This is a genomic window from Flavobacterium sp. (assembly GCF_046317795.1).
Taxonomy (GTDB): domain Bacteria; phylum Bacteroidota; class Bacteroidia; order Flavobacteriales; family Flavobacteriaceae; genus Flavobacterium.
On record NZ_JBKCVI010000170.1, the window covers coordinates 1 to 21,245 of the forward strand.

Genomic DNA, 21,245 nt, shown 5'->3' on the forward strand with positions numbered 1-21,245 from the left:
GCGATTAATTACGTAATAATAAGTTCCATCTGGTAGCTCATCTCCATTGTTAGATTGTCCGCCCCATTGGTTAGTATAATTTTGGTAAGTATACACTTTTTCTCCGTATCTATTAAAAATACTTAAATTTTTAACATTAAACCCTGTTAAATCTAAAGTGTCATTTTTGCCATCGTTATTTACAGAAATCCCTTTTTGAATAACGCAAGCTATATCATCTGCTGAAAACATTGCAGAACCCGGACAGCCAACAGAAAAAACATTCACCGTATATTCTCCCTGCTGAGTAACAATTATACTTTGTGTATTACCTCCAATTGGATTTCCTGAACTATCTTCCCAAGAATAAGTTGCTGTTAATGGATCGAAAGAACCATCAACTGGATTGGCAGTTAGCGTGTAAGCAGAACCGACACAATCACCTGCAATAACTACTTGAGGTAGAGGATTAACTACAACTGTTGCAGTATTACTAAGTGTTGTATTACATCCTGCTACACTTATTTGACTTAACAGAATAACTGTATTTGCTGTTACATTATTTATAGTTACTGTTCCATTTCCAGTAACATCTAAAACAACCGTTTGATTAGCGCCACTATTAATAGTGTAAGTTACCGTTGCATTTGGAGTTCCTGTCAAACCAAACACAGCATTTCCTCCAGAACATACTGGGGTTGTCGCTGTTAAATTTCCAAACGTTGGATTTGGATTAACTACAACGCTTGCTGTATTACTTATTGAAGTAGTACAAGAAGCTAAACTAATTTGACTTAACAAAATAGTCGTATTTGCTGTCACATTATTTATAGTTACTGTTGCATTTCCGGCTGCATCTAAAACAACCGTTTGATTAGCACCACTATTAATAGTGTAAGTTACCGTTGCATTTGGAGTTCCTGTCAAACCAAACACAGCATTTCCTCCTGAACATACTGGGGTTGTAGCAATTAAATTTCCAAACGTTGGATTTGGATTAACTACAACTGTAGCTGTATCAGTTATCGTTGCGTTACATGTTCCTAAACTAATTTGACTTAACAAAATAGTGGTATTTGCCGTCACAGCAGTTATAGTTACTGTTGCATTTCCTGTTGCATTTAAAACAACCGTTTGGTCAGCACCTCCATTAATAGTATAGGTTACCGAAGCATTTGGAGTTCCTGATAAAGAGAACTCAGCATTTCCTCCAGAACATACTGGGGTTGTAGCTGATAAACTTGTAATCGCTGGATTTAAGGTAATTGCCACAGTTGCTGTGTTATTTATTGGCACAACACATCCTGTTAAGCTAATTTGACTTGCCAGGAAAACGGTATCAGCTGTAATAGCAGTTATAGTTACTGTTGCGTTTCCTGCTGAATCTAAAACAACCGTTTGGTTAGCGCCACTATTAATAGTATAAGTTACCGTGGCATTTGGGGTACCTGTTAAAGTAAATACAGCGTCTCCTCCTGAACATACTGGAGTTGCTCCGGTTAGTGAAGTCAAGGTACTTCCACCTATTACATCAATAGTAACATTTAATGATGATGTACAGTTGGTGTTTGTATCCTTAACTACCAAAATATGAGGTCCACCAGCTAAGCCCGTAAAAAGTGGGTTCGATTGGAAAGCACCATTATCAATACTGTATTCATAGTTTGAAACAAATAACAAATAAGTCCCAACATTGGTATAATCTTCCGGTACGATAGTCGTCCAATCTGCGGGGTTCCAAGTTGTACTTGGATGGGTTGCACTAGCATTCCTCCTGTATACGTATCCTCCGCCATTCGGAGTATATACCGAACCGTCTGTTGCGCCCCAATTATCAATTACGGTACCTGTTGTTGTAGTTAAAATAATATTGTCGTTATTATTAACGCCATTACAACTAGCAAAAACTAAATTTGGAACTACACCTCCTTGATTAGCGGTTGAACCTATAGCAATTACTTTAACTGTATTATTCGGCATAGTTCCAGATAATAATAAATCAGAAGTTGTTTGTAAGGTTGGTGAACCATTGTAATAAACCCTCAATCTATAATTAGCTAGGTTAACCGTAGCTCCAGTTCCATTAAACAGTTCAATATAGGACAATGATCCAACACCGGCATCAGTAACTTCAGAAATAAATAAATTTCCTGCTGGTGAACCAGCCACTGAAGTTGGGTTAGTAACCGTAATCGTTCCTGTTGGACTATTGCACGATGATACTGTTTGCGTTATTTGAATTGGTCCGGGAATGCTATTGATAGTTACCGTAAACGATTTTTCGTTAAAACAGCCATTCGCATTAATAGCATAAATATAAACTGTTTGTGATGTAGTAAGAGGAATCGTAGGGTCCAAAGGAGTTCCTAAACCTCCCGGTTGTGAATAATAGTTCCCGACAGTTAAAGCAGGAAGTGTAGTTGAACCACAGCCAGAAATCGGTCCCGGTTGAATAATATTTGGGATTGGTAGGATTTCTACAGTGGCTTGTGGATTTGCAGCATTACAAACTGTTGACCCTGGCAAATTATAAGTAATGGTATAGATGCCTGGTGCACTTAAACTCGGGTTTATTGCTCCTGTACTAGTATCAATACTTAATCCACCATTTGGATTTACAGAAAAATTACCACCAGTGGTACCTGTAAGAGTTACATTCTGAATCGCTGTATTGCTTTTACAAAAAGAAGTTAAAGCAGTTGGACCATACGAAATTGTTGCCGAGGTTGGTGCTACAATACTAATGTTATAACCACGTTGCTGTTGAATACAAGATGCGGTAGCCGCTACAGTGTTTAAAACAAGATAATTGCCTGGTACACTCGCTGCTAAATCAATCTCTCCTGTTGCTGTATTCGCAAATACTAGTCCTGTTGGCGATGCTGGAGATAAGGAAAAGACACCTGCTGTAGATCCTAAAGACACTACTGCTAATGGGTTTGGTGCTCCTGGTGTTTTACAATAAGATACCGGATTGTAGGTAAAAAACGCATCAGGACAGCACTGATATTGACCTGCGCCAGGACTTGTAAAATTAGTTTGCGTTAAGCTAATAAAACCTGGATTGTTTGAAAAATTGGTAATTAATATAACATAAATCTGTCCTGCTACTGCATTTACAATGTTTAGATTTTCTATAGGCGCCGCAGAAAAACTACATCCGGTTGTAGTAGTTACAGGAACTCCTATACCCGGAGCCAATGTTGGTGGATTACCAATGGCAGCACAGGCAGCTGTTTGACTGTTAAATGGGCCCCAAGCAGCATAATCGACATCCAAGTTTGGGGTTCCAGGAACACCATTTACGGTTGGAAAAGTAGATTGCGTTAACAATAAATTAATTGGTCCTGTTTGATTAACATTTATTGTATAATAGGTTGGGTTTGGCGAAGAGCTCAAACATCCTATTGTACCTTGACTAGCTACTCCTGTAGTGTTTTGATAACTCAAATTCTGACAAGCTGCTTGACCAGAAACACAACTTGCTGGAGTTGAAATACACAAATTAAAGTTTACGTTTTGTGGTGTATTTGCGTTAGAATACACTCTAATATAGTAGGTTTGTCCTATAGTCAAACCATTTACAACACCACTTGTTGTGAATGCAGCACTACAAAATACTTGCGTCAGCGTTCCACAGTTACCTGAATAAACCGCAAAATTTAAATTAGTAGTTGGACCAACAATGTTTTGTAAAGATACAGTCAAAAATGGATTGGAAGCCACAAACTGGAACCAAACATCATCATCAGCTGTTCCAACACATGGTGCATCAGGGGCAGGTAGAGAAGCTGTTGCTCCCGTCAGTGTCCCGGCTGTAACTTGCTGACATATCGAAGACTGGTTAACTGGAGCAAAAATTGCACCTGAACAATTGTCATTTATAACCAATGTATTAAAATTAAATCCATTTGACCAAGCACTAGTTCCGCTTGTAGGACAAATTCCTCTTACATAATAGGTATATTGTGTTCCAGGATTTAAGCCAGTAAATTGGGCCGGATTAACCGTAACAATAGTGCCAGTAGCCGATTGTGTTGGTGCGGGTGAACCAAATGGCAATATTATAACTTCCCATTGAATTACAGAGCTATTAGGTTCTGTCCATCCCAATAAAGCCGATGTAGAAGTAATATCAGTTGCCGTTAAGCTGATAGGTTTTTGACAATTTGGCGCAGGGCCACAAGTAACATTGGCAACCCAGCCTGGGTTGTTTACTGCCCCATCACTTCTGAAAACAAAGGTTAAACAACCATCTACAGTTGAAGATGAAAATGGTCCAGGAATTGTGGTTCCCCAATACGATCCGGCTAAACCACCTGGAACATTTCCTGCTGGGTTTGCGCTGGCAATTAAATTGGCTGGAACAACGCCATTTCCATCATAAACATACAAACCATCCCAATTTGCCTCGGTATTAAAGGAAGTAAAAGTTACAGTAACAATTTCTCCAGCATTTGTAGGACAAATCGTTGTTGTAATATTTGAATTATTTGGATAATTGGCAGTAGGTCCTCCAGCATCTACAAAAGTTCCACCACAAACTGGTGGAGCTAATTCTGTTGTTATTGTTCTTGGTCCTGACCATGCGCTCACTCCATTAGAAGTTGAACTACAATTGCCTCTTACATATAAATTATAACATGTAGCGGGTGCCAATCCAGTAAATGTATATGGATTTGTATTTGTCGCTATAAAACCAGTAGTAGAAGCATTTGGTGCTGGATCAGTACAAGGCAAGGCAATAACTTCCCATGTAGTTGCAACTCCAACATTAGTCCATGCTAAAGTAGCTGAATTAGAAGTTACTGCACTCGATACTAACCCTGTTGGTTGTTGACAAGGTGGTGGTGGTGCACAAGTAATATTAGACACCCAACCTGGGTTGTTTACTGAGCCATCACTTCTAAATACAAAGGTTAAACATCCATCGGCAGCTGAAGATGTGAATGGACCAGGAATTGTTGTCCCCCAATACGAACCGGCTAAACCTCCAGGAACATTAGCAGCTGGGTTTGCACTAGCAATTAAATTAGCTGGAACAACTCCATTTCCATCATAAACATATAATCCATCCCAATTTGCCTCTGTATTAAAGGAAGTAAAGGTTACTGTAACCACGTCTCCGGGGTTAGTTGGACAAATTATTGTTGTTGTATTTGAATTATTAGGATAATTAGCTGTCGGACCTCCAGCATCTACAAAATTTCCACCACACTCTGGTGGCGCAACTAGAGTTGTTACTGTCCTTGGCCCCGACCAAGCGCTCACTCCATTAGAAGTTGAACTACAATTACCTCTAACATATAAATTATAACATGTAGCCGATGCCAATCCGGTAAACGTATATGGATTTGTATTTGTCGCTATAAAACCAGTCGTAGAGGCATTTGGTGCTGGAGCTGTACAAGGTAAAGCAATGACTTCCCATGTAGTTGCAACTCCAACATTAGTCCATGCTAAAGTAGCAGAATTAGAAGTTACTGCACTCGATACCAATGTTGTTGGTTGTTGACAAGCTGGTGGTGGCGCACATGTAATATTTGCAATCCAACCTGGGTTGTTAACTGCGCCATCGCTTCTGAAAACAAAGGTTAAACATCCATCAGCAGCACTTGATGTAAATGGTCCTGGAATTGTGGTCCCCCAATACGAACCGGCTAAACCACCTGGAACATTTCCTGCAGGGTTTGCGCTGGCAATTAGGTTAGCAGGAACAACACCATTCCCGTCATAAACATATAATCCATCCCAAGTTGCCTCAGTATTAAATGAGGTAAAAGTTACTGTAACTTTATCGCCAGGAACCGTTGGACAAATTGTAGTCGTAGAATTTGAATTATTAGGATAATTTGCCGTCGAACCTCCAGCATCTACAAAGTTTCCGCCACATTCTGGTGGTGCAGTTCCTGTAGTAAAGTTAGCAGAAGGACCAGTCCAAGCACTACTATATCCTGTAGTACATATTGCTCTAACATAAAATTTATACGCAGTGTTAGCAAGTAATCCTGTAACTATATAAGGTAAAGTTCCGTTATATATAACTCCTGTACCTGTTGGAGTTGCTGTAGCCAAAATAACTTCTATTTCCCATGAAGTAGCACCACTTGGGTTAGCCCAATTTAGCGAAGCTCCGTTTTGTGTTACGGCAGAGAATGTTAAAGTTGTTGGATCTAAACACCGCTGCACTATGTTTACATTATCCACTAACCAACGATCTCCAGCTCCATTAATACCTCCAGGTAGTTGCGTATGAACTCTAACAAATGAAACATATACTTGTTGTGTTGCAAATGCTGTTAAGTCGACAATTTTTTCTTCGTAAACATTAAATGTGGTATTCAAAGTAGTTTCATCCCATTGTTGAACCAGAGTAGTATAAGCAGCAGGATTGGTCTGTGATGCCGTTGCTGGAGCTACTCTTATTTGATATAAAGTTCCTTGATTACCACTCGTAAAACTCCTTGCGAAAAAGCGTAGTTGCCCATTTGCTGGAATTGTAACTAGTGGAGTAGCTAAATAGTCCTGAGAAATCAGTCCTTCCGTACCCAAGTTTTCTCTATTTATGTATGCTGCATTATCCCCTTGATAGGCATTTGAAGGGATAGCAACAGGGGCATTACCCCATCGTTGCGCTGTACCTACAGCATTATCAAATACAGCCCAATTTCCAGACCCAAGAGTCCAATTGGTAGATGGCAAAGCATCTGGTCCTGTGGTGTTTTCAAATCCTTCTGTTAACTGAGAATACCCAGTAATTGAAAAGAAAATGAAAAATAATAATAATGTAATTTTTTTCATGAATGAAAATTTTAGTTGTTTGATTGTGTTTTTTTAGGATTTTGAAGTCCAAATTTAGTAAAATTTCTGAAATAAGAAACCTTTACTATAATTTTTGTAATAAGAATAATTTTTAGCATCATTATTTCGTTAAACAATTATTAATTTATTTCATTTTCAAATCGCTATTTTTGTAACTTAATAAGATGAAATGTTAGAAAAAGAAATAATAAATTTTGAACGAACAGTTATTGTTGGAATAATTACTCAAAATCAGAATGAGGAAAAGTTAAACGAATATCTTGATGAATTAGAATTTTTAACTTATACTGCTGGAGGACAGGTTATTAGAAGATTTTCTCAGAAACTAGAAAGACCAAATCCAAAAACGTTCCTTGGCACAGGCAAGATGGATGAAATTGGAGTTTACATCAAAGAAAAAGCTATTTCAACTGTAATTTTTGATGACGAATTATCTCCTTCTCAACAGAAAAATATTTCAAAAATTTTAGATTGTAAAATTCTAGACAGAACCAATTTAATTCTTGATATTTTTGCACAAAGGGCAGAAACTTCTTATGCTCGAACCCAAGTTGAACTGGCTCAATGTCAGTATTTATTACCTCGACTTTCTGGAATGTGGACTCACTTAGAAAGACAAAAAGGAGGAATTGGTCTTCGTGGCCCTGGGGAAACAGAAATAGAAACTGATAGAAGAATTGTGCGAGATAGAATTGCACTACTCAAAGAAAAAATAAAAACTATTGATAAGCAAATGTCTGTTCAAAGAGGTAATCGTGGTGCCATGGTTCGTGTAGCTTTAGTAGGTTATACTAATGTTGGTAAATCAACCTTAATGAATGTTATCAGTAAAAGTGAGGTTTTTGTGGAAAATAAATTATTTGCAACTCTCGACACAACTGTTCGTAAAGTGGTTATCAAAAATCTACCTTTTTTACTATCTGACACCGTTGGTTTTATTAGAAAATTACCTACTCAACTAATCGAGTCTTTCAAAAGCACACTTGATGAAGTTCGTGAAGCCGATTTATTACTGCATGTAGTTGATATATCACATCCTGATTTTGAAGAACACATTAATTCTGTTAATCAAATTTTACAAGATATAAAAAGTAATAACAAACCTGTGATAATGGTTTTTAATAAAATTGATGCATACAAACACTTGACTATTGATTCTGATGATTTAATTACCGAAAAAACATCCAAACATTTTACGTTAGCAGAATTAAAAACAACATGGATGAGTAAGGTGGGAGAAAAAAACGCATTGTTCATTTCGGCAATAAACAAAGAAAATTTTGAGGAATTTAGAGAAAAAGTATATGAAACAGTGAGGGAAATTCACATTACACGTTTCCCTTACAATAAATTTTTATATACTGATAACAAAGATATAATAAATAACGATTAATTATTTTAAATAATAAATATAACCCAAGCTAAAAGAAGTTAACCAATCGTTCGATTTGTTTTCAGGATATTTTGATTTAGTTGGACTCATACCCTCTACCCAATCAGAGAAATAGTATTGCATCCGACAGTCAAATACTAAAGACGTGTATGTTGATAATTTATAACGTGTACCTATTCCCAAGGAAACCGAAGGAACAATACCCCTACTATTTGATTTAGCCCCGTCTAAATATTTTATTGGAGTACTAATTGGCGAACCTATAGGACCTAAACTTGAGGTTATTTTTGAGTTATAACTATTCACTTGACCACCAAAACTCAAGTATGGTAAAAAATTATCCGCACCATACTCATCTTGGTCAAAAGGATAAAATTCTATTTGTGCTCCCGCACTTATTGAATTAACACTTCCTTTCATGGCGCGTAATTGGGTTGCAAAAAGGCCTTGATTGTTTGAATCAACCCATTTACCATAATGGGCTAAGTCACAATTCATATAAGACGCCTCTAATCGTAATTTGAAATAATCTATAAAACGGCGATAATTAGTATTTGTTGACAAATAGTAAACACCAGTAATTATGTATCCGCTATTATTAATATAATTTTCTGTGTTTCCACTTTCCCCAAAATCTCCCTTAAAGTTTACTAAACCAACAGTAATTCCAATGTCTTTATAAAATGCATCAGAATATTGAGCATTTACACTAGTAAACATAAATAAAAATAAGATAGTTGATAAGATACGTTTGAACATATTATTTGTATTATTCAGCTTAATCATGCGCAAATATATAAAAATAGCTTTCATAAAAAAATAAAATCAATAATTGAGACAAAATAGTACGAAAAAATAATAATATCTTTAGGGTTTTCTATTCAAAATAGAATAATCAACTTTCATAAGAAAATAAAATACATCTTTAATTACTTAAAAAGATATTTTTAATTTTACTCAGCCATATTTAAATAAATCAACACAAATAGTAACTAATCTTAAATTAAATTTTAACAATAAGAAGGGTTGTTGAATTTTTTTTCGAATAAAAAATTACTTTTTTTTCTTTTAAATCTATTGCTTTTGGGAATATTACTAAATAAAAATGAGTTTCTAAAAAAATTTGTCTCAATATTTTAATAAAATGTATATTTGTGCGATTTTACGAAAACGTTTTCTTAAAAAAATTAACAGTATAATTTATGTCAAAAAGTATTAACGAATTTATCGAGTTGGTTGCTAAAAGAAATGCTAACGAGCCAGAATTTATGCAAGCAGTCGTGGAAGTTGCTGAAACAGTAATTCCATTTATTGAACAAAATAAAAAATACCAAAACAAAATGCTTTTGGAGAGAATGGTAGAGCCAGAAAGAGTGATCATGTTTCGTGTAGCTTGGATTGACGACGCTGGAAATACTCAAGTAAACCGTGGTTACAGAATTCAAATGAACTCTGCTATTGGTCCATACAAAGGAGGAATCCGTTTCCATCCATCTGTAAATTTAAGCATATTAAAATTCTTAGCATTTGAACAAACATTCAAAAATAGTTTAACAACATTACCAATGGGTGGTGGAAAAGGCGGAGCAGATTTTGATCCAAAAGGAAAATCAGATATCGAAATTATGAAATTCTGTCAAGCATTCATGACCGAATTATCAAAGCACATTGGTGCTGATACTGATGTTCCTGCAGGAGACATAGGTGTTGGAGGAAGAGAAGTGGGTTATATGTTTGGTCAATATAAAAAACTTAGAAACGAGTTTACTGGCGTTTTAACTGGGAAAGGAATTTCTTTTGGAGGTTCATTAATTCGTCCGGAAGCAACCGGTTATGGCGATGTGTATTTTGCTCAAAACATGTTAGCAACCAAAGGTGATAGTTTCACAGGTAAAACCGTTGTCGTTTCGGGTTCTGGAAATGTAGCGCAATATGCTATCCAAAAAGCAACTGAACTAGGAGGAAAAGTAGTTACAGCTTCAGACTCTTCAGGATATATTCATGATGCTGAAGGTTTCAATGCTGAAAAATTAGCGTACATCATGGAAATTAAAAACGTAAACTACGGCAGAATTTCAGATTATGTGAGTAAATATCCAAACTCAAAATTCATTGCAGGAAAACGTCCTTGGGAAGTAAAATGTGATATCGCATTACCATGTGCTACTCAAAACGAATTAAATGGTGACGAAGCAAAAACACTTATTGCTAACGGATGTATTTGCGTTGCCGAAGGGGCAAACATGCCTTCAACTCCAGAAGCTATCACAGAATTTTTAAATGCTAAAATTCTTTTCGCTCCAGGAAAAGCATCAAATGCAGGTGGAGTTGCTACTTCAGGTCTTGAAATGTCACAAAACTCTTTGCGTTTAAGCTGGACTTCAGAAGAAGTTGACCAACGATTAAAAAACATCATGGCAAACATTCATGAGGCCTGTGTAAAATATGGCACAGATGAAAATGGCTTTACAGATTATGTAAAAGGAGCTAATATTGCGGGTTTTGTAAAAGTAGCCGATGCAATGCTTGCACAAGGAATAGTATAATTTAGAATACAACCAACCTAAACCAATAAAAGTGCCTTCAGGAATGAAGGCATTTTTTTATACCATTATACCAAAACAATATTATTTACGTTTGTATTATATTTGTAAATCAAATTGTTTATAAATGAAAAATTATTTTTTCTGGTTATTTATTTTCTTTTCTCAAATCGGTTTTGCCCAACAAAATCAAAACTGGAAAGGCTATTTTTCATACAATCAAATAAATGATATTTCCGAGTCCTCAAATAAAGTGTATACTGCAGCCGAAAACGCGTTGTTTATCAAAAATCTTACTTCAAATGATATTCAAAGTATAAATACAGTAGATGGCTTGTCAGGGCAAACTATTTCGGCTCTTTACCACAGCGACTCTTTCAACAAAACAATCGTAGGTTATGAAAACGGCTTAATGATTGTCATCAATGATATTGATGGTTCCATGTTAAACGTGGTAGATATCATCAATAAAAATATCCCATCAAACATCAAGAAAATTAACCATTTCTTAGAATTTAACGGAATTGTATATGTTTCCTGTGATTTTGGAATTGTTCAATATAAACTAGCTACGTTAGAATTTGGCGACACCTATTTTATTGGTCCAAACGGACAAGAAATAAAAGTATATCAAACTACTATTTTCAACAATGACATATATGCCGTTACACAAATTTTTGGCATTAGAAAAGCAGCGATAAATAATCCTAATCTAAATGATTTTACTCAATGGCAAGTTTTTGATAACGGTTTTTGGAACGGAATAGCTACGTTTAATAACCAACTAATTGGGATGAACACCAATAATAAACTTTATAAATACAATGGTTTTTTCTTTGAAGAATTTAGCACTATAGGACAAACTGGTATTGATATAAGAGCAACTTTAAATTATTTAATCATCACTACATCAAACAAAGTGTTTATATACAATACAAATTTAGGTCAAATTTCAACTATTCAAAATTCGCAGGTTGCAACTATTTCAGTGACTTTTTCATGCGCAACGGTTATTAATGAAAAAATTTATATTGGCACCAATGAAAACGGTCTTTTAGAATCGCCTATAATTGCTCCAACTAACTTTGAAATAATCATGCCCGATGGTCCAGTTAAAAATAATATTGTATCAATTAATGCTTCCTCTGCAAATTTGTGGGCTGTGTATGGTGAATATGATATTTTTTACAATCCTTTCCCTTTAAATCAATTTGGAATAAGCAAGTACAATGCAGATGGTTGGTTAAACATTCCCTATTCTGAAGTTTTAGGTGCTAAAGATTTATCAAAAATTTCAGTAAATCCTAATGATGAAACTCAAGTCTATATAAGTTCATACCATAGCGGGCTACTTGAACTACAAAACGATGTGCCTACTCAACTTTTCAATCAATCCAATAGTGCTTTGGAGCCAACCTTAGATAGTGGTAGTAATCCTAGTTTGAGGATAAATGGAACAGCATTTGATAGACAAGGGAATCTTTGGGTAACAAATAGTAAAATTAATAAACAACTCAAAGTTCTAAAGCCAAATGGTCAATGGCAATCATTTGACATGGCAAGTATATTAGACAGTCCGGTTTCCAGTAATTTAAATAAAATTGTAATTGATAGAAGCGGAACCAAATGGATAGCAACTTATCTTGACGGTGTGTTTGCTTTTAATGAAAATTCTAATGTTTTTAAAAAAATAACCGAAGGTGTTGACAACGGAAATCTTCCCTCAAGAGATGTACGAGCTATAGCTATTGACAACAGAAATCAAGTCTGGATAGGAACCAACAGAGGTCTTCGAGTATTATCCAGTACAGGAAGTTATAATAGCGAAGATCAAATGAAAGCCAATTCAATAATTATTGAAGAAAATGACTTGGCTCAAGAACTTTTATTCGAACAATTCATTACCGATATTGCTGTAAATGGCTCCAATCAAAAATGGATTGCAACAGCCGACTCGGGTGTTTTCCTTTTTTCTTTTAATGGGCAAGAAACTATTTATCATTTTACCAAAGACAACTCGCCATTACCAAGTAATGTAGTCAATGATGTAGAAATAAACGCTACCACAGGTGAAGTTTTTTTTGCCACCGATAAAGGAATGGTTTCCTTTCAAGGCACATCAACAAAACCTTCCGAAAACTTGCAAGATGTATATGTATATCCCAATCCTGTTCGCCCAGAATTTGTGGGAACCGTGAAAGTTGCAGGATTAATTTCTAAAGCCAATATTAAAATCACCGATATCGAAGGAAATCTAGTTTACGAAACCACTTCCGAAGGCGGAACTATTGAATGGGACACCACCGCCTTTGGAAAATACAAAGTGGCTTCAGGAGTTTATATGATCTTCATCGCTGCCGATGACGCTACCGAAACCGCTGTTAAAAAAGTGATGATTATCCGATAAAATTCCAATTCGAAAATTCCAAATTCCAAATGTTGGTAAAAACCAAAGCCATTGTTATTTCTTCTTTAAAATATCATGAAAAAAGCTTGATTGTAAAATGCTTTACACAAAGCGATGGTTTGAAAAGCTATTTTGTACAAAGTGCTTTTTCAGCGAAAAAATCATCCCGAGACTTCGGTAAAAAAATTGCCTATTTCCAACCCTTAACACTGCTAGAAATAGAAGCCAATCATAAGAACAAAGGCACATTAGAACATTTCAAAGAAATAAAATTAGCTCATGCCTATCAAACCATAAATACCGATATTATTAAAAGTACCATAGTTATTTTTCTCTCCGAAATTTTGCACCATAGCATTCAAGAAGAAGAAAAAAACGAAAACTTGTTTCTCTTTTTAGAATCAGCTTTGCTTTGGCTCGATAATCACTCAGAAACTTCCAATTTTCATTTAATTCTAATGCTCGAAGCTACTAAGTTCCTTGGTTTTTATCCCGACATCTCAGAAATCCAAGACAAGCATTTCGAAATGAAAGAAGGTTTTTTTACACCGTTTCTAGGAACAAGCTGTTTATCCGTACACGAAACGCATTTGTTCAAAAAACTCATCGATTTAAAATTTGATAGCGACCAAAAAGTATTTGTCGGAATCGAAAGACAAATCCTTCTCAAAATTCTACTTGACTATTACTCGTTCCACTTAGATGGATTTCGAAAACCAAAATCTTTGGATGTTTTAAAGGATGTTTTTGCATAAAAAATTGAAAAATCATTTGTCTTTCTTAATTTTTGGCAAAAGTCTATTCTCTTTTCTCAATTTTCTATTCTCTTTTCTCAAAATTCCTTACTTTCGCAAACTGATTAAAGAAAACGACAAAAATGAGTACTAAGTTTACTGAATACAAAGGACTTGACTTGCCTACTGTGGCATCCGAAGTGCTGGAGTTCTGGAAAGAAAATAATGTCTTTGAGCAAAGCGTCACTTCACGAGAAGGAGCAACTCCATTTGTGTTTTTTGAAGGGCCACCATCTGCTAATGGTTTACCCGGAATTCACCACGTGATGGCGCGTGCTATCAAAGATATTTTTTGTCGTTATAAAACTCAAAAAGGATTTCAAGTAAAGCGAAAAGCAGGTTGGGATACTCACGGTTTACCTGTGGAATTGGGAACCGAAGCAGCATTAGGAATTACCAAAGAAGATATCGGGAAAACCATTTCCATCGAAGAATACAACGAAGCATGTAAAAAAACCGTCATGCGTTATACCGACGTGTGGAACGATTTGACCGAAAAAATGGGTTATTGGGTTGATATGGAACATCCATATGTGACTTACAAATCCAAATATATGGAAAGCGTTTGGTGGTTGTTAAAACAGATTTACAATAAAAATTTACTATACAAAGGGTATACCATTCAACCCTATTCTCCAAAAGCTGGAACAGGATTATCTTCCCACGAAGTGAACCAACCAGGGAGTTATAGAGATGTAACTGATACATCAGTTGTAGCACAATTCAAAACTAAACCAGAAACGTTACCAAGCTTTTTACAAGGTTTTGGCGATGTTCATATTTTAGCTTGGACAACCACGCCTTGGACGTTGCCATCAAATACAGCGTTAACCGTAGGCCCAAAAATAGATTATGTTTTAGTTAAGAATCATATTAATCAGTATACTGAAAGAAAAAACAATATAGTTTTCGCTTTTAATCTTATAAGTAATACATTAAAAGAGAAAGAAACTATAATTTGGATTTTAGAAGAGGTTTTACAAATAAGTTATGAAAATATAACTTTTGAACAAAAAACAAATAATAAATTTAGATTTGATGCTGTAATTGAGAGTAACCTTTTAAGTATTCCAATTGAATATAAAAGCAATTCTGATGTTAGTTATGTTTCAGATTTTGTAGATGTTTGTAAATCAAATGGATTTAATTCAGGTATATATATATGTTTAAAGAAAGCAAATTTTTCAAATATCAATTTTGAAGAATTTGATTTAAAGGTATTCTCTATTGAAGAAATATTAATTGAAAGGAATTTAATTTTCAAAGGTGCTGATTTAGTCGGAATTCGTTATGAACAATTAATGAAATTGGCTTTACCCTATCAAAATCCCGAAAATGCTTTTAGAGTAATTGCAGGAGATTTCGTGACTACAGAAGATGGAACTGGAATCGTACACACCGCACCAACTTTTGGTGCTGATGATGCAAAAGTTGCCAAGGAAGCCACGCCAGAAGTGCCACCAATGTTGGTTTTGGACGATAATGGGAATACTGTTCCGTTGGTTGACCTGCAGGGCAGGTTTATTCAAGGTTTAGGAAATTATTCTGGTAAATTCGTTAAAAATGACTATTACAACGATGGTGAAGCTCCAGAACGCTCGGTGGATGTTGAAATTGCTATTCAATTAAAAGAAGAGAACAAAGCGTTCAAAGTTGAAAAATACGTGCACAGTTACCCGCATTGTTGGAGAACTGACAAACCCATTTTATATTATCCGTTAGACTCTTGGTTCATTAAAGTAACTGAAATCAAAGACAGAATGTTCGACCTCAACGAAACCATCAACTGGAAACCAAAAGCAACGGGTGAAGGACGTTTCGGGAATTGGTTGAAAAATGCTAATGATTGGAACTTATCGCGTTCTCGTTTTTGGGGAATTCCATTACCTATTTGGAGAACTGAAGATGGTCCCGAAGGTTCGGGAGAAGAAATCATAATAGGTTCAGTCGAAGAATTATATTCTGAAATTGAAAAATCAATTGCAGCTGGTTTTCAAACAGCAAATCCTTTTAAAGGTTTTGAAATTGGAAATATGAATGAAGCAAACTATGATTTAGTTGATTTACACAAAAATGTAGTTGATAAAATAACGTTAGTTTCCGCTTCTGGAAAACCTATGAAACGCGAAAGTGATTTAATTGATGTTTGGTTCGATAGCGGAGCAATGCCTTATGCACAATGGCATTATCCATTTGAAAATAAAGACAAGATTGACGAAAACAAAGCATTTCCAGCCGATTTTATTGCAGAAGGTGTGGATCAAACTCGTGGTTGGTTTTATACGTTACACGCCATTGGAACATTGGTTTTTGATAAAATAGCGTATAAAAATGTAGTGTCAAATGGATTGGTTTTGGATAAAAATGGCCAAAAAATGTCCAAACGTTTAGGAAACGCCGTTGATCCATTTAAAACTTTAGAAGAATTTGGTCCAGATGCTACACGTTGGTACATGATTTCGAATGCCAATCCTTGGGATAATTTGAAATTTGACAGCGAAGGCATTGCCGAAGTACGCCGTAAATTCTTCGGTACATTATACAATACGTATTCGTTCTTTAGTTTGTATGCTAATATTGATAATTTCAATTATTCAGCTCCCGAAGTTTCGGGAGAAATTCCGTTGAACGAAAGACCTGAAATTGACCGTTGGATTTTATCAGAATTACATACTTTGATAAAAGTGGTTGATGATGCTTATGCCGATTATGAGCCAACCAAAGCAGCTCGAGCCATTTCTGATTTTGTTCAAGAAAATTTGAGTAATTGGTATGTGCGTTTGTGCAGACGACGTTTCTGGAAAGGCGAATATGGAACTGATAAAATTGCGGCCTATCAAACCTTATATACTTGCTTGTTAACTGTAGCAAAACTGGCTGCTCCAATTGCACCATTTTTTATGGACAAACTTTACAGAGATTTAACAAAAGCTACTAATTCAGAAGAATTTGAAAGTGTACATTTGGCGAAATTTCCAAATTCGGTTGAAAACTTTGTTGATAAATCACTTGAAAGCAAAATGATGAAAGCACAAACTGTTTCGTCATTAGTTTTATCGCTCCGTAAAAAGGAAATGATAAAGGTGCGTCAACCGTTGCAAAAGATACTAATTCCAATACTTGACGAGAATCAACGAGCTGAAATTGAAGCTGTTTCTGACCTCATAAAAGCCGAAGTAAACGTTAAAGAAATCGAACTTTTAGACGATGCATCGGGTGTTTTAGTGAAGCAAATTAAGCCCAATTTTAAAGCCCTTGGTCCACGTTTTGGAAAGGATATGGGGTTGATTTCCAAAGAAATACAAAGCTTTACATCACAACAAATTAATGAAATTGAAGCCAATGGTGAACTAGCACTTGTTATTTCAGGAAAAAGTATACTTTTATCATTGGAAGATGTAGAGATCACTTCTCAAGATATTCCGGGTTGGTTGGTAGCCAATGCCAATGGCATAACTGTTGCTTTAGACATTACACTAACTCCAGAATTAATCAACGAAGGAATTGCAAGAGAATTAGTGAACAGAATTCAAAATCTTAGAAAAGACAGTGGATTTGAAGTAACTGATAAAATAAAAGTACAACTAATTAAAGAAGCAACATTAGAAAAAGCAGTATTAGCAAATGAAAATTATATCAAATCAGAAACATTAACAAAATCATTAGAGTTTGTTTCCGAATTTGAAAATGGAACAGAAATAGAATTTGACCAAATAAAAACAAAAATATTAATCTCAAAATAGTAAAAAGATGGTAGAAGAAAAAATGAGATACTCAGAAGCAGATCTAGCAGAGTTCAAGGAAATTATTGTCAATAAAATTGAAAAAGCAAAAGCCGATTTAGAGTTGATTAAAAGTGCCTATATGAATGACTTAAACAATGGAACTGATGATACATCACCTACGTTTAAAGCATTTGAAGAAGGAAGCGAAACGATGTCTAAAGAAGCAAATTCTCAATTGGCAATTCGTCAAGAAAAATTTATTCGCGATTTGAAAAATGCCCTTTTTCGTGTGGAAAACAAAACCTATGGTGTTTGTAAAGTTACTGGTAAGCTAATTTCTAAAGAACGATTGAAAATTGTTCCTCATGCCACTATGAGTATTGAAGCAAAAAATTTGCAACGATAACAATTTTACATGATATTAAGTAACGCTCCGTTTTGGAGCGTTACTTTTTAGAAAAAAAGATTATTTTTGTCTCATTAAAATTTATAAAATGTCTCTAAGAAATTCCATTTTAATCATTACTATTATTTTATTGGTTGACCAATTTCTAAAAATTTACATCAAAACCAATTTTATTTATGGAGAAGCAGGACAAATTGATGTAGCTAGTTGGTTTAAAATATTATTGATTGAGAACGAAGGAATGGCTTGGGGAACGAAAATTCCGGGCGAATATGGTAAATTATTTTTAACCGTTTTCAGAATTTTAGCTGTTTTTGGAATTGGATATTGGCTTTATGATGCCAACACAAAACACAGTTCTAATTATTTATTGGTTGCCATTTCTTTGATTTTTGCTGGAGCATTAGGGAATATTATTGACTCGGTTTTTTATGGTGTTATCTTTGATGATAGTTATGGCCATTTGTCAACTTTGTTTTCTGAAAATCCTTATGGAACATGGTTTCATGGCAAAGTAGTTGACATGTTCTATTTCCCTTTTTGGGAAGGAACCCTTCCGAGTTGGTTACCCATTTGGGGCGGACAACCATTCAAATTTTTTAACGCCATTTTTAACATTGCTGATATGGCCATTTCAACTGGTGTTGGAATTTTAATAGTATTTAATAAAAAAGCTTTCGCTAAAAAAACTATAGTTGAAAGTTATAGACGGTCATAGGCGTTACACAATAATCCAAACGAATATCGGTTTGAGAAACAGCTGCAATAGCGTCTTCTGGCTCAAAGAAAGACAAACCTATTTTGATAATGTCTTCTCGACATTTTGATAAAAATTTATCATAAAATCCCTTTCCATATCCAACTCTATTTCCTTTTTTATCATATGCTAAAAGCGGTACAAAAACAACATCAATTTTTGATACTGGCACTTCCAAACCATCTACTGGTTCATAAATATTATATTCGTTTTTCTGGAATTTAGTGTTATCAGTCAACAAATAATGAGTCATTTCTAACGTCTTAAAATTGCTTTTGGCTACTACAATTTCTTTGTCCTTTCCAGCTAAAATTTGAAGGATAAATTCAGTATCTACTTCTTTCTGTTCTTCAATACTTAAAAATAAGTGGAAATAAGTTTGCTCCCAAACCTGCCTGCCGTTAGGTATTGTATCTAGTTGTAGTAGACGGTTTGCGATTGCCATACTTTTAGCTTCAATTTCATCCACAGAAAGTTGATCTCTTAATTCTTTATATTTTTTACGAAGGTCTTTTTTATTCATATTCCAAAAGTACTTTAATTTTTATAACTTTGAAATCAATCAAAAAAAGATTGCTTCGTTCATCGCAATGACAACAAATCCTTATTTAGAACTTCAGATACAATCATTGCCCGATAGTCCTGGCGTGTATCAATATTATGATAAGGAAGGGAAAATTTTGTATGTAGGCAAAGCCAAAAATCTAAAAAAAAGAGTTACTTCTTACTTCAATAAAGTACACGATAATGCCAAGACCAATGTTTTGGTTAAGAAGATTGTTGAAATAAAACACATCGTGGTTTCCTCAGAAGCCGATGCTCTATTGCTCGAAAACAACCTCATCAAAAAACTGCAACCGCGCTACAATGTGATGCTCAAAGACGACAAAACCTATCCGTGGATTTGCATCAAAAAAGAACCCTTTTCTCGAATATTCCCAACAAGGAGAATGATCAAAGACGGCTCAGAATATTTTGGCCCCTATACCAATTTCAAAACAGTTAATATCATTTTAGATTTGATTGCAGCACTGTATCCGTTGCGCACTTGCAACTATGATTTAAGCAATGCTAATATTAAATCAGGAAAATACAAAGTATGCTTGGAATTCCACATTGGCAACTGCAAAGGACCATGTGAAGCCCACGAAACTCTTGAAAATTACCAAAAACAAGTGGATGCCATTCGTGAAATTCTAAAAGGAAATTTCAAAGACAGTTTGCGCGATTTCAAAAAAACAATGCAAGAATTGGCCAATGATATGCATTTTGAAGCTGCCCAAAAAATAAAAGAAAAAATAGAAGTTTTAGAAAATTATCAATCGCGCTCTACGATTTTAAATCCTAAGATATCAAATATTGATGTCTTTTCCATTATTTCTGATGAGACTATGGCATATGTCAATTTCCTGCAGATTTCTCACGGTGCAATAATTCGTTCCTATACATTGGAACTGAAAAAAAAATTAGACGAAACCGATGAAGATTTATTAGAATTGGCTGTGGTGGAACTAAGAGAGCGTTTTCATTTGACTTCAAAAGAAATAATTTTACCTTTCCACTTGGATTTTGGCAATAGCGTTAAAGTTACTGTGCCGCAACTAGGCGATAAAAAACAAATTCTGGAATTGTCACACCGCAATGCAAAATACCAACGACTAGAACAGCTAAAACAAATTCAAATTGTAGATCCAGAGCGACACACTAACCGAATCATGGCTCAAATGCAAAAGGATTTGCGACTCTCTGTGGAGCCACGACATATAGAATGTTTTGATAATTCCAATATTCAAGGAACCAATCCCGTTTCGGCTTGTGTGGTTTTTAAAGACGGGAAACCAAGCAAAAAAGACTACCGCCATTTTAACATCAAAACCGTCGTAGGACCAAATGATTTTGCCTCGATGGAAGAGGTGGTTTACCGAAGATACAAACGAATGCTCGACGAAAACCAACCTTTGCCTCAACTCATCATTATTGACGGTGGAAAAGGGCAATTATCATCAGCTTTGAAAAGTATAGATGATTTAGAGTTGCGAGGTAAAATTGCCATTATTGGTATTGCCAAAAGATTGGAAGAATTATTTTACCCTGGCGATTCTGTGCCATTGTATTTGGATAAAAAAAGTGAAACACTCAAAATTATACAACAACTACGTAATGAAGCGCATCGTTTTGGGATAACCCATCATCGAGATAAAAGAAGTAAATTGGCCTTGAATTCGACCATAGAACTAATTCCGGGCATCGGTGAAAAAACAATGTTGACGCTATTGAAACATTTTAAAAGTGTAAAAAGAATAAAATTGGCTACCGAAAAAGAAATATCTGAAGTAGTTGGTGCCTTAAAAGCCAAAAAAATTTACGAATTTTACACACAAAACAAATAATTATAATTTGAAGCAAATGGTAAAAGCAT

11 protein-coding genes are annotated in these 21,245 nt (G+C 35.1%); 8 read left to right on the forward strand and 3 right to left on the reverse strand.

Features of this window, described 5'->3' with window-relative positions; translation table 11 throughout:
* Positions 1 to 6,780: fibronectin type III domain-containing protein (locus ACK5ON_RS10070; protein WP_409822120.1), on the reverse strand; the 6,780-nt coding region annotated here is incomplete at its 3' end.
* Positions 6,781 to 6,970: 190 nt separating this feature from the next.
* On the opposite strand from ACK5ON_RS10070, the gene hflX reads away from it, so the two are divergent.
* Positions 6,971 to 8,194 carry a GTPase HflX gene (gene hflX / locus ACK5ON_RS10075; RefSeq protein WP_409822122.1) on the forward strand — a complete coding sequence of 408 codons (1,224 nt, stop codon included), beginning with the start codon at positions 6,971 to 6,973 and terminating at the stop codon, positions 8,192 to 8,194.
* Here hflX and ACK5ON_RS10080 read toward each other — a convergent pair whose 3' ends face one another.
* On the reverse strand, positions 8,195 to 8,953 hold the full coding sequence (locus ACK5ON_RS10080) for a THC0290_0291 family protein (RefSeq protein ID WP_396174333.1): 759 nt from the start codon (positions 8,951 to 8,953) through the stop codon (positions 8,195 to 8,197).
* A gap of 443 nt (positions 8,954 to 9,396) precedes the next feature.
* On the opposite strand from ACK5ON_RS10080, the gene gdhA reads away from it, so the two are divergent.
* The 6 genes from gdhA to ACK5ON_RS10110 all read left to right on the forward strand — a co-directional run bounded on the left by gdhA (position 9,397) and on the right by ACK5ON_RS10110 (position 18,787).
* A complete protein-coding gene (gene gdhA / locus ACK5ON_RS10085) occupies positions 9,397 to 10,740 on the forward strand; it encodes an NADP-specific glutamate dehydrogenase (RefSeq protein WP_409822124.1) in 1,344 nt (447 codons plus the stop codon).
* 124 nt (positions 10,741 to 10,864) lie between these two features.
* Positions 10,865 to 13,144: a two-component regulator propeller domain-containing protein gene (locus ACK5ON_RS10090; RefSeq protein ID WP_409822126.1), complete on the forward strand. Its 2,280-nt coding sequence runs from the start codon at positions 10,865 to 10,867 to the stop codon at positions 13,142 to 13,144.
* 29 nt (positions 13,145 to 13,173) lie between these two features.
* The gene (recO, locus tag ACK5ON_RS10095; RefSeq protein ID WP_409822128.1) at positions 13,174 to 13,899 is read left to right on the forward strand and encodes a DNA repair protein RecO; all 726 of its coding nucleotides are present in this window, start codon (positions 13,174 to 13,176) and stop codon (positions 13,897 to 13,899) included.
* A gap of 122 nt (positions 13,900 to 14,021) precedes the next feature.
* Positions 14,022 to 17,681 (forward strand): isoleucine--tRNA ligase, encoded by a 3,660-nt coding sequence (gene ileS, locus ACK5ON_RS10100; RefSeq protein WP_409822130.1) that lies wholly within the window; start codon positions 14,022 to 14,024, stop codon positions 17,679 to 17,681.
* 7 nt (positions 17,682 to 17,688) lie between these two features.
* Positions 17,689 to 18,069, forward strand: coding sequence for a TraR/DksA family transcriptional regulator (locus ACK5ON_RS10105; RefSeq protein ID WP_396173310.1), 381 nt, complete (start codon positions 17,689 to 17,691; stop codon positions 18,067 to 18,069).
* Between the two features lie 88 nt (positions 18,070 to 18,157).
* Positions 18,158 to 18,787 carry a lipoprotein signal peptidase gene (locus ACK5ON_RS10110; RefSeq protein ID WP_396173311.1) on the forward strand — a complete coding sequence of 210 codons (630 nt, stop codon included), beginning with the start codon at positions 18,158 to 18,160 and terminating at the stop codon, positions 18,785 to 18,787.
* Here ACK5ON_RS10110 and ACK5ON_RS10115 read toward each other — a convergent pair.
* Complete coding sequence (locus ACK5ON_RS10115) at positions 18,759 to 19,349, reverse strand: 5-formyltetrahydrofolate cyclo-ligase (protein ID WP_409822132.1); 591 nt, start codon at positions 19,347 to 19,349, stop codon at positions 18,759 to 18,761. The two genes, ACK5ON_RS10110 and ACK5ON_RS10115, sit on opposite strands and share 29 nt — an antisense overlap.
* A gap of 67 nt (positions 19,350 to 19,416) precedes the next feature.
* Between ACK5ON_RS10115 and uvrC the strand changes: the two genes are divergently transcribed.
* Positions 19,417 to 21,216, forward strand: a complete 1,800-nt coding sequence (gene uvrC / locus ACK5ON_RS10120; RefSeq protein WP_396173314.1) for an excinuclease ABC subunit UvrC — start codon at positions 19,417 to 19,419, stop codon at positions 21,214 to 21,216.
* Positions 21,217 to 21,245: the final 29 nt, after the last annotated feature.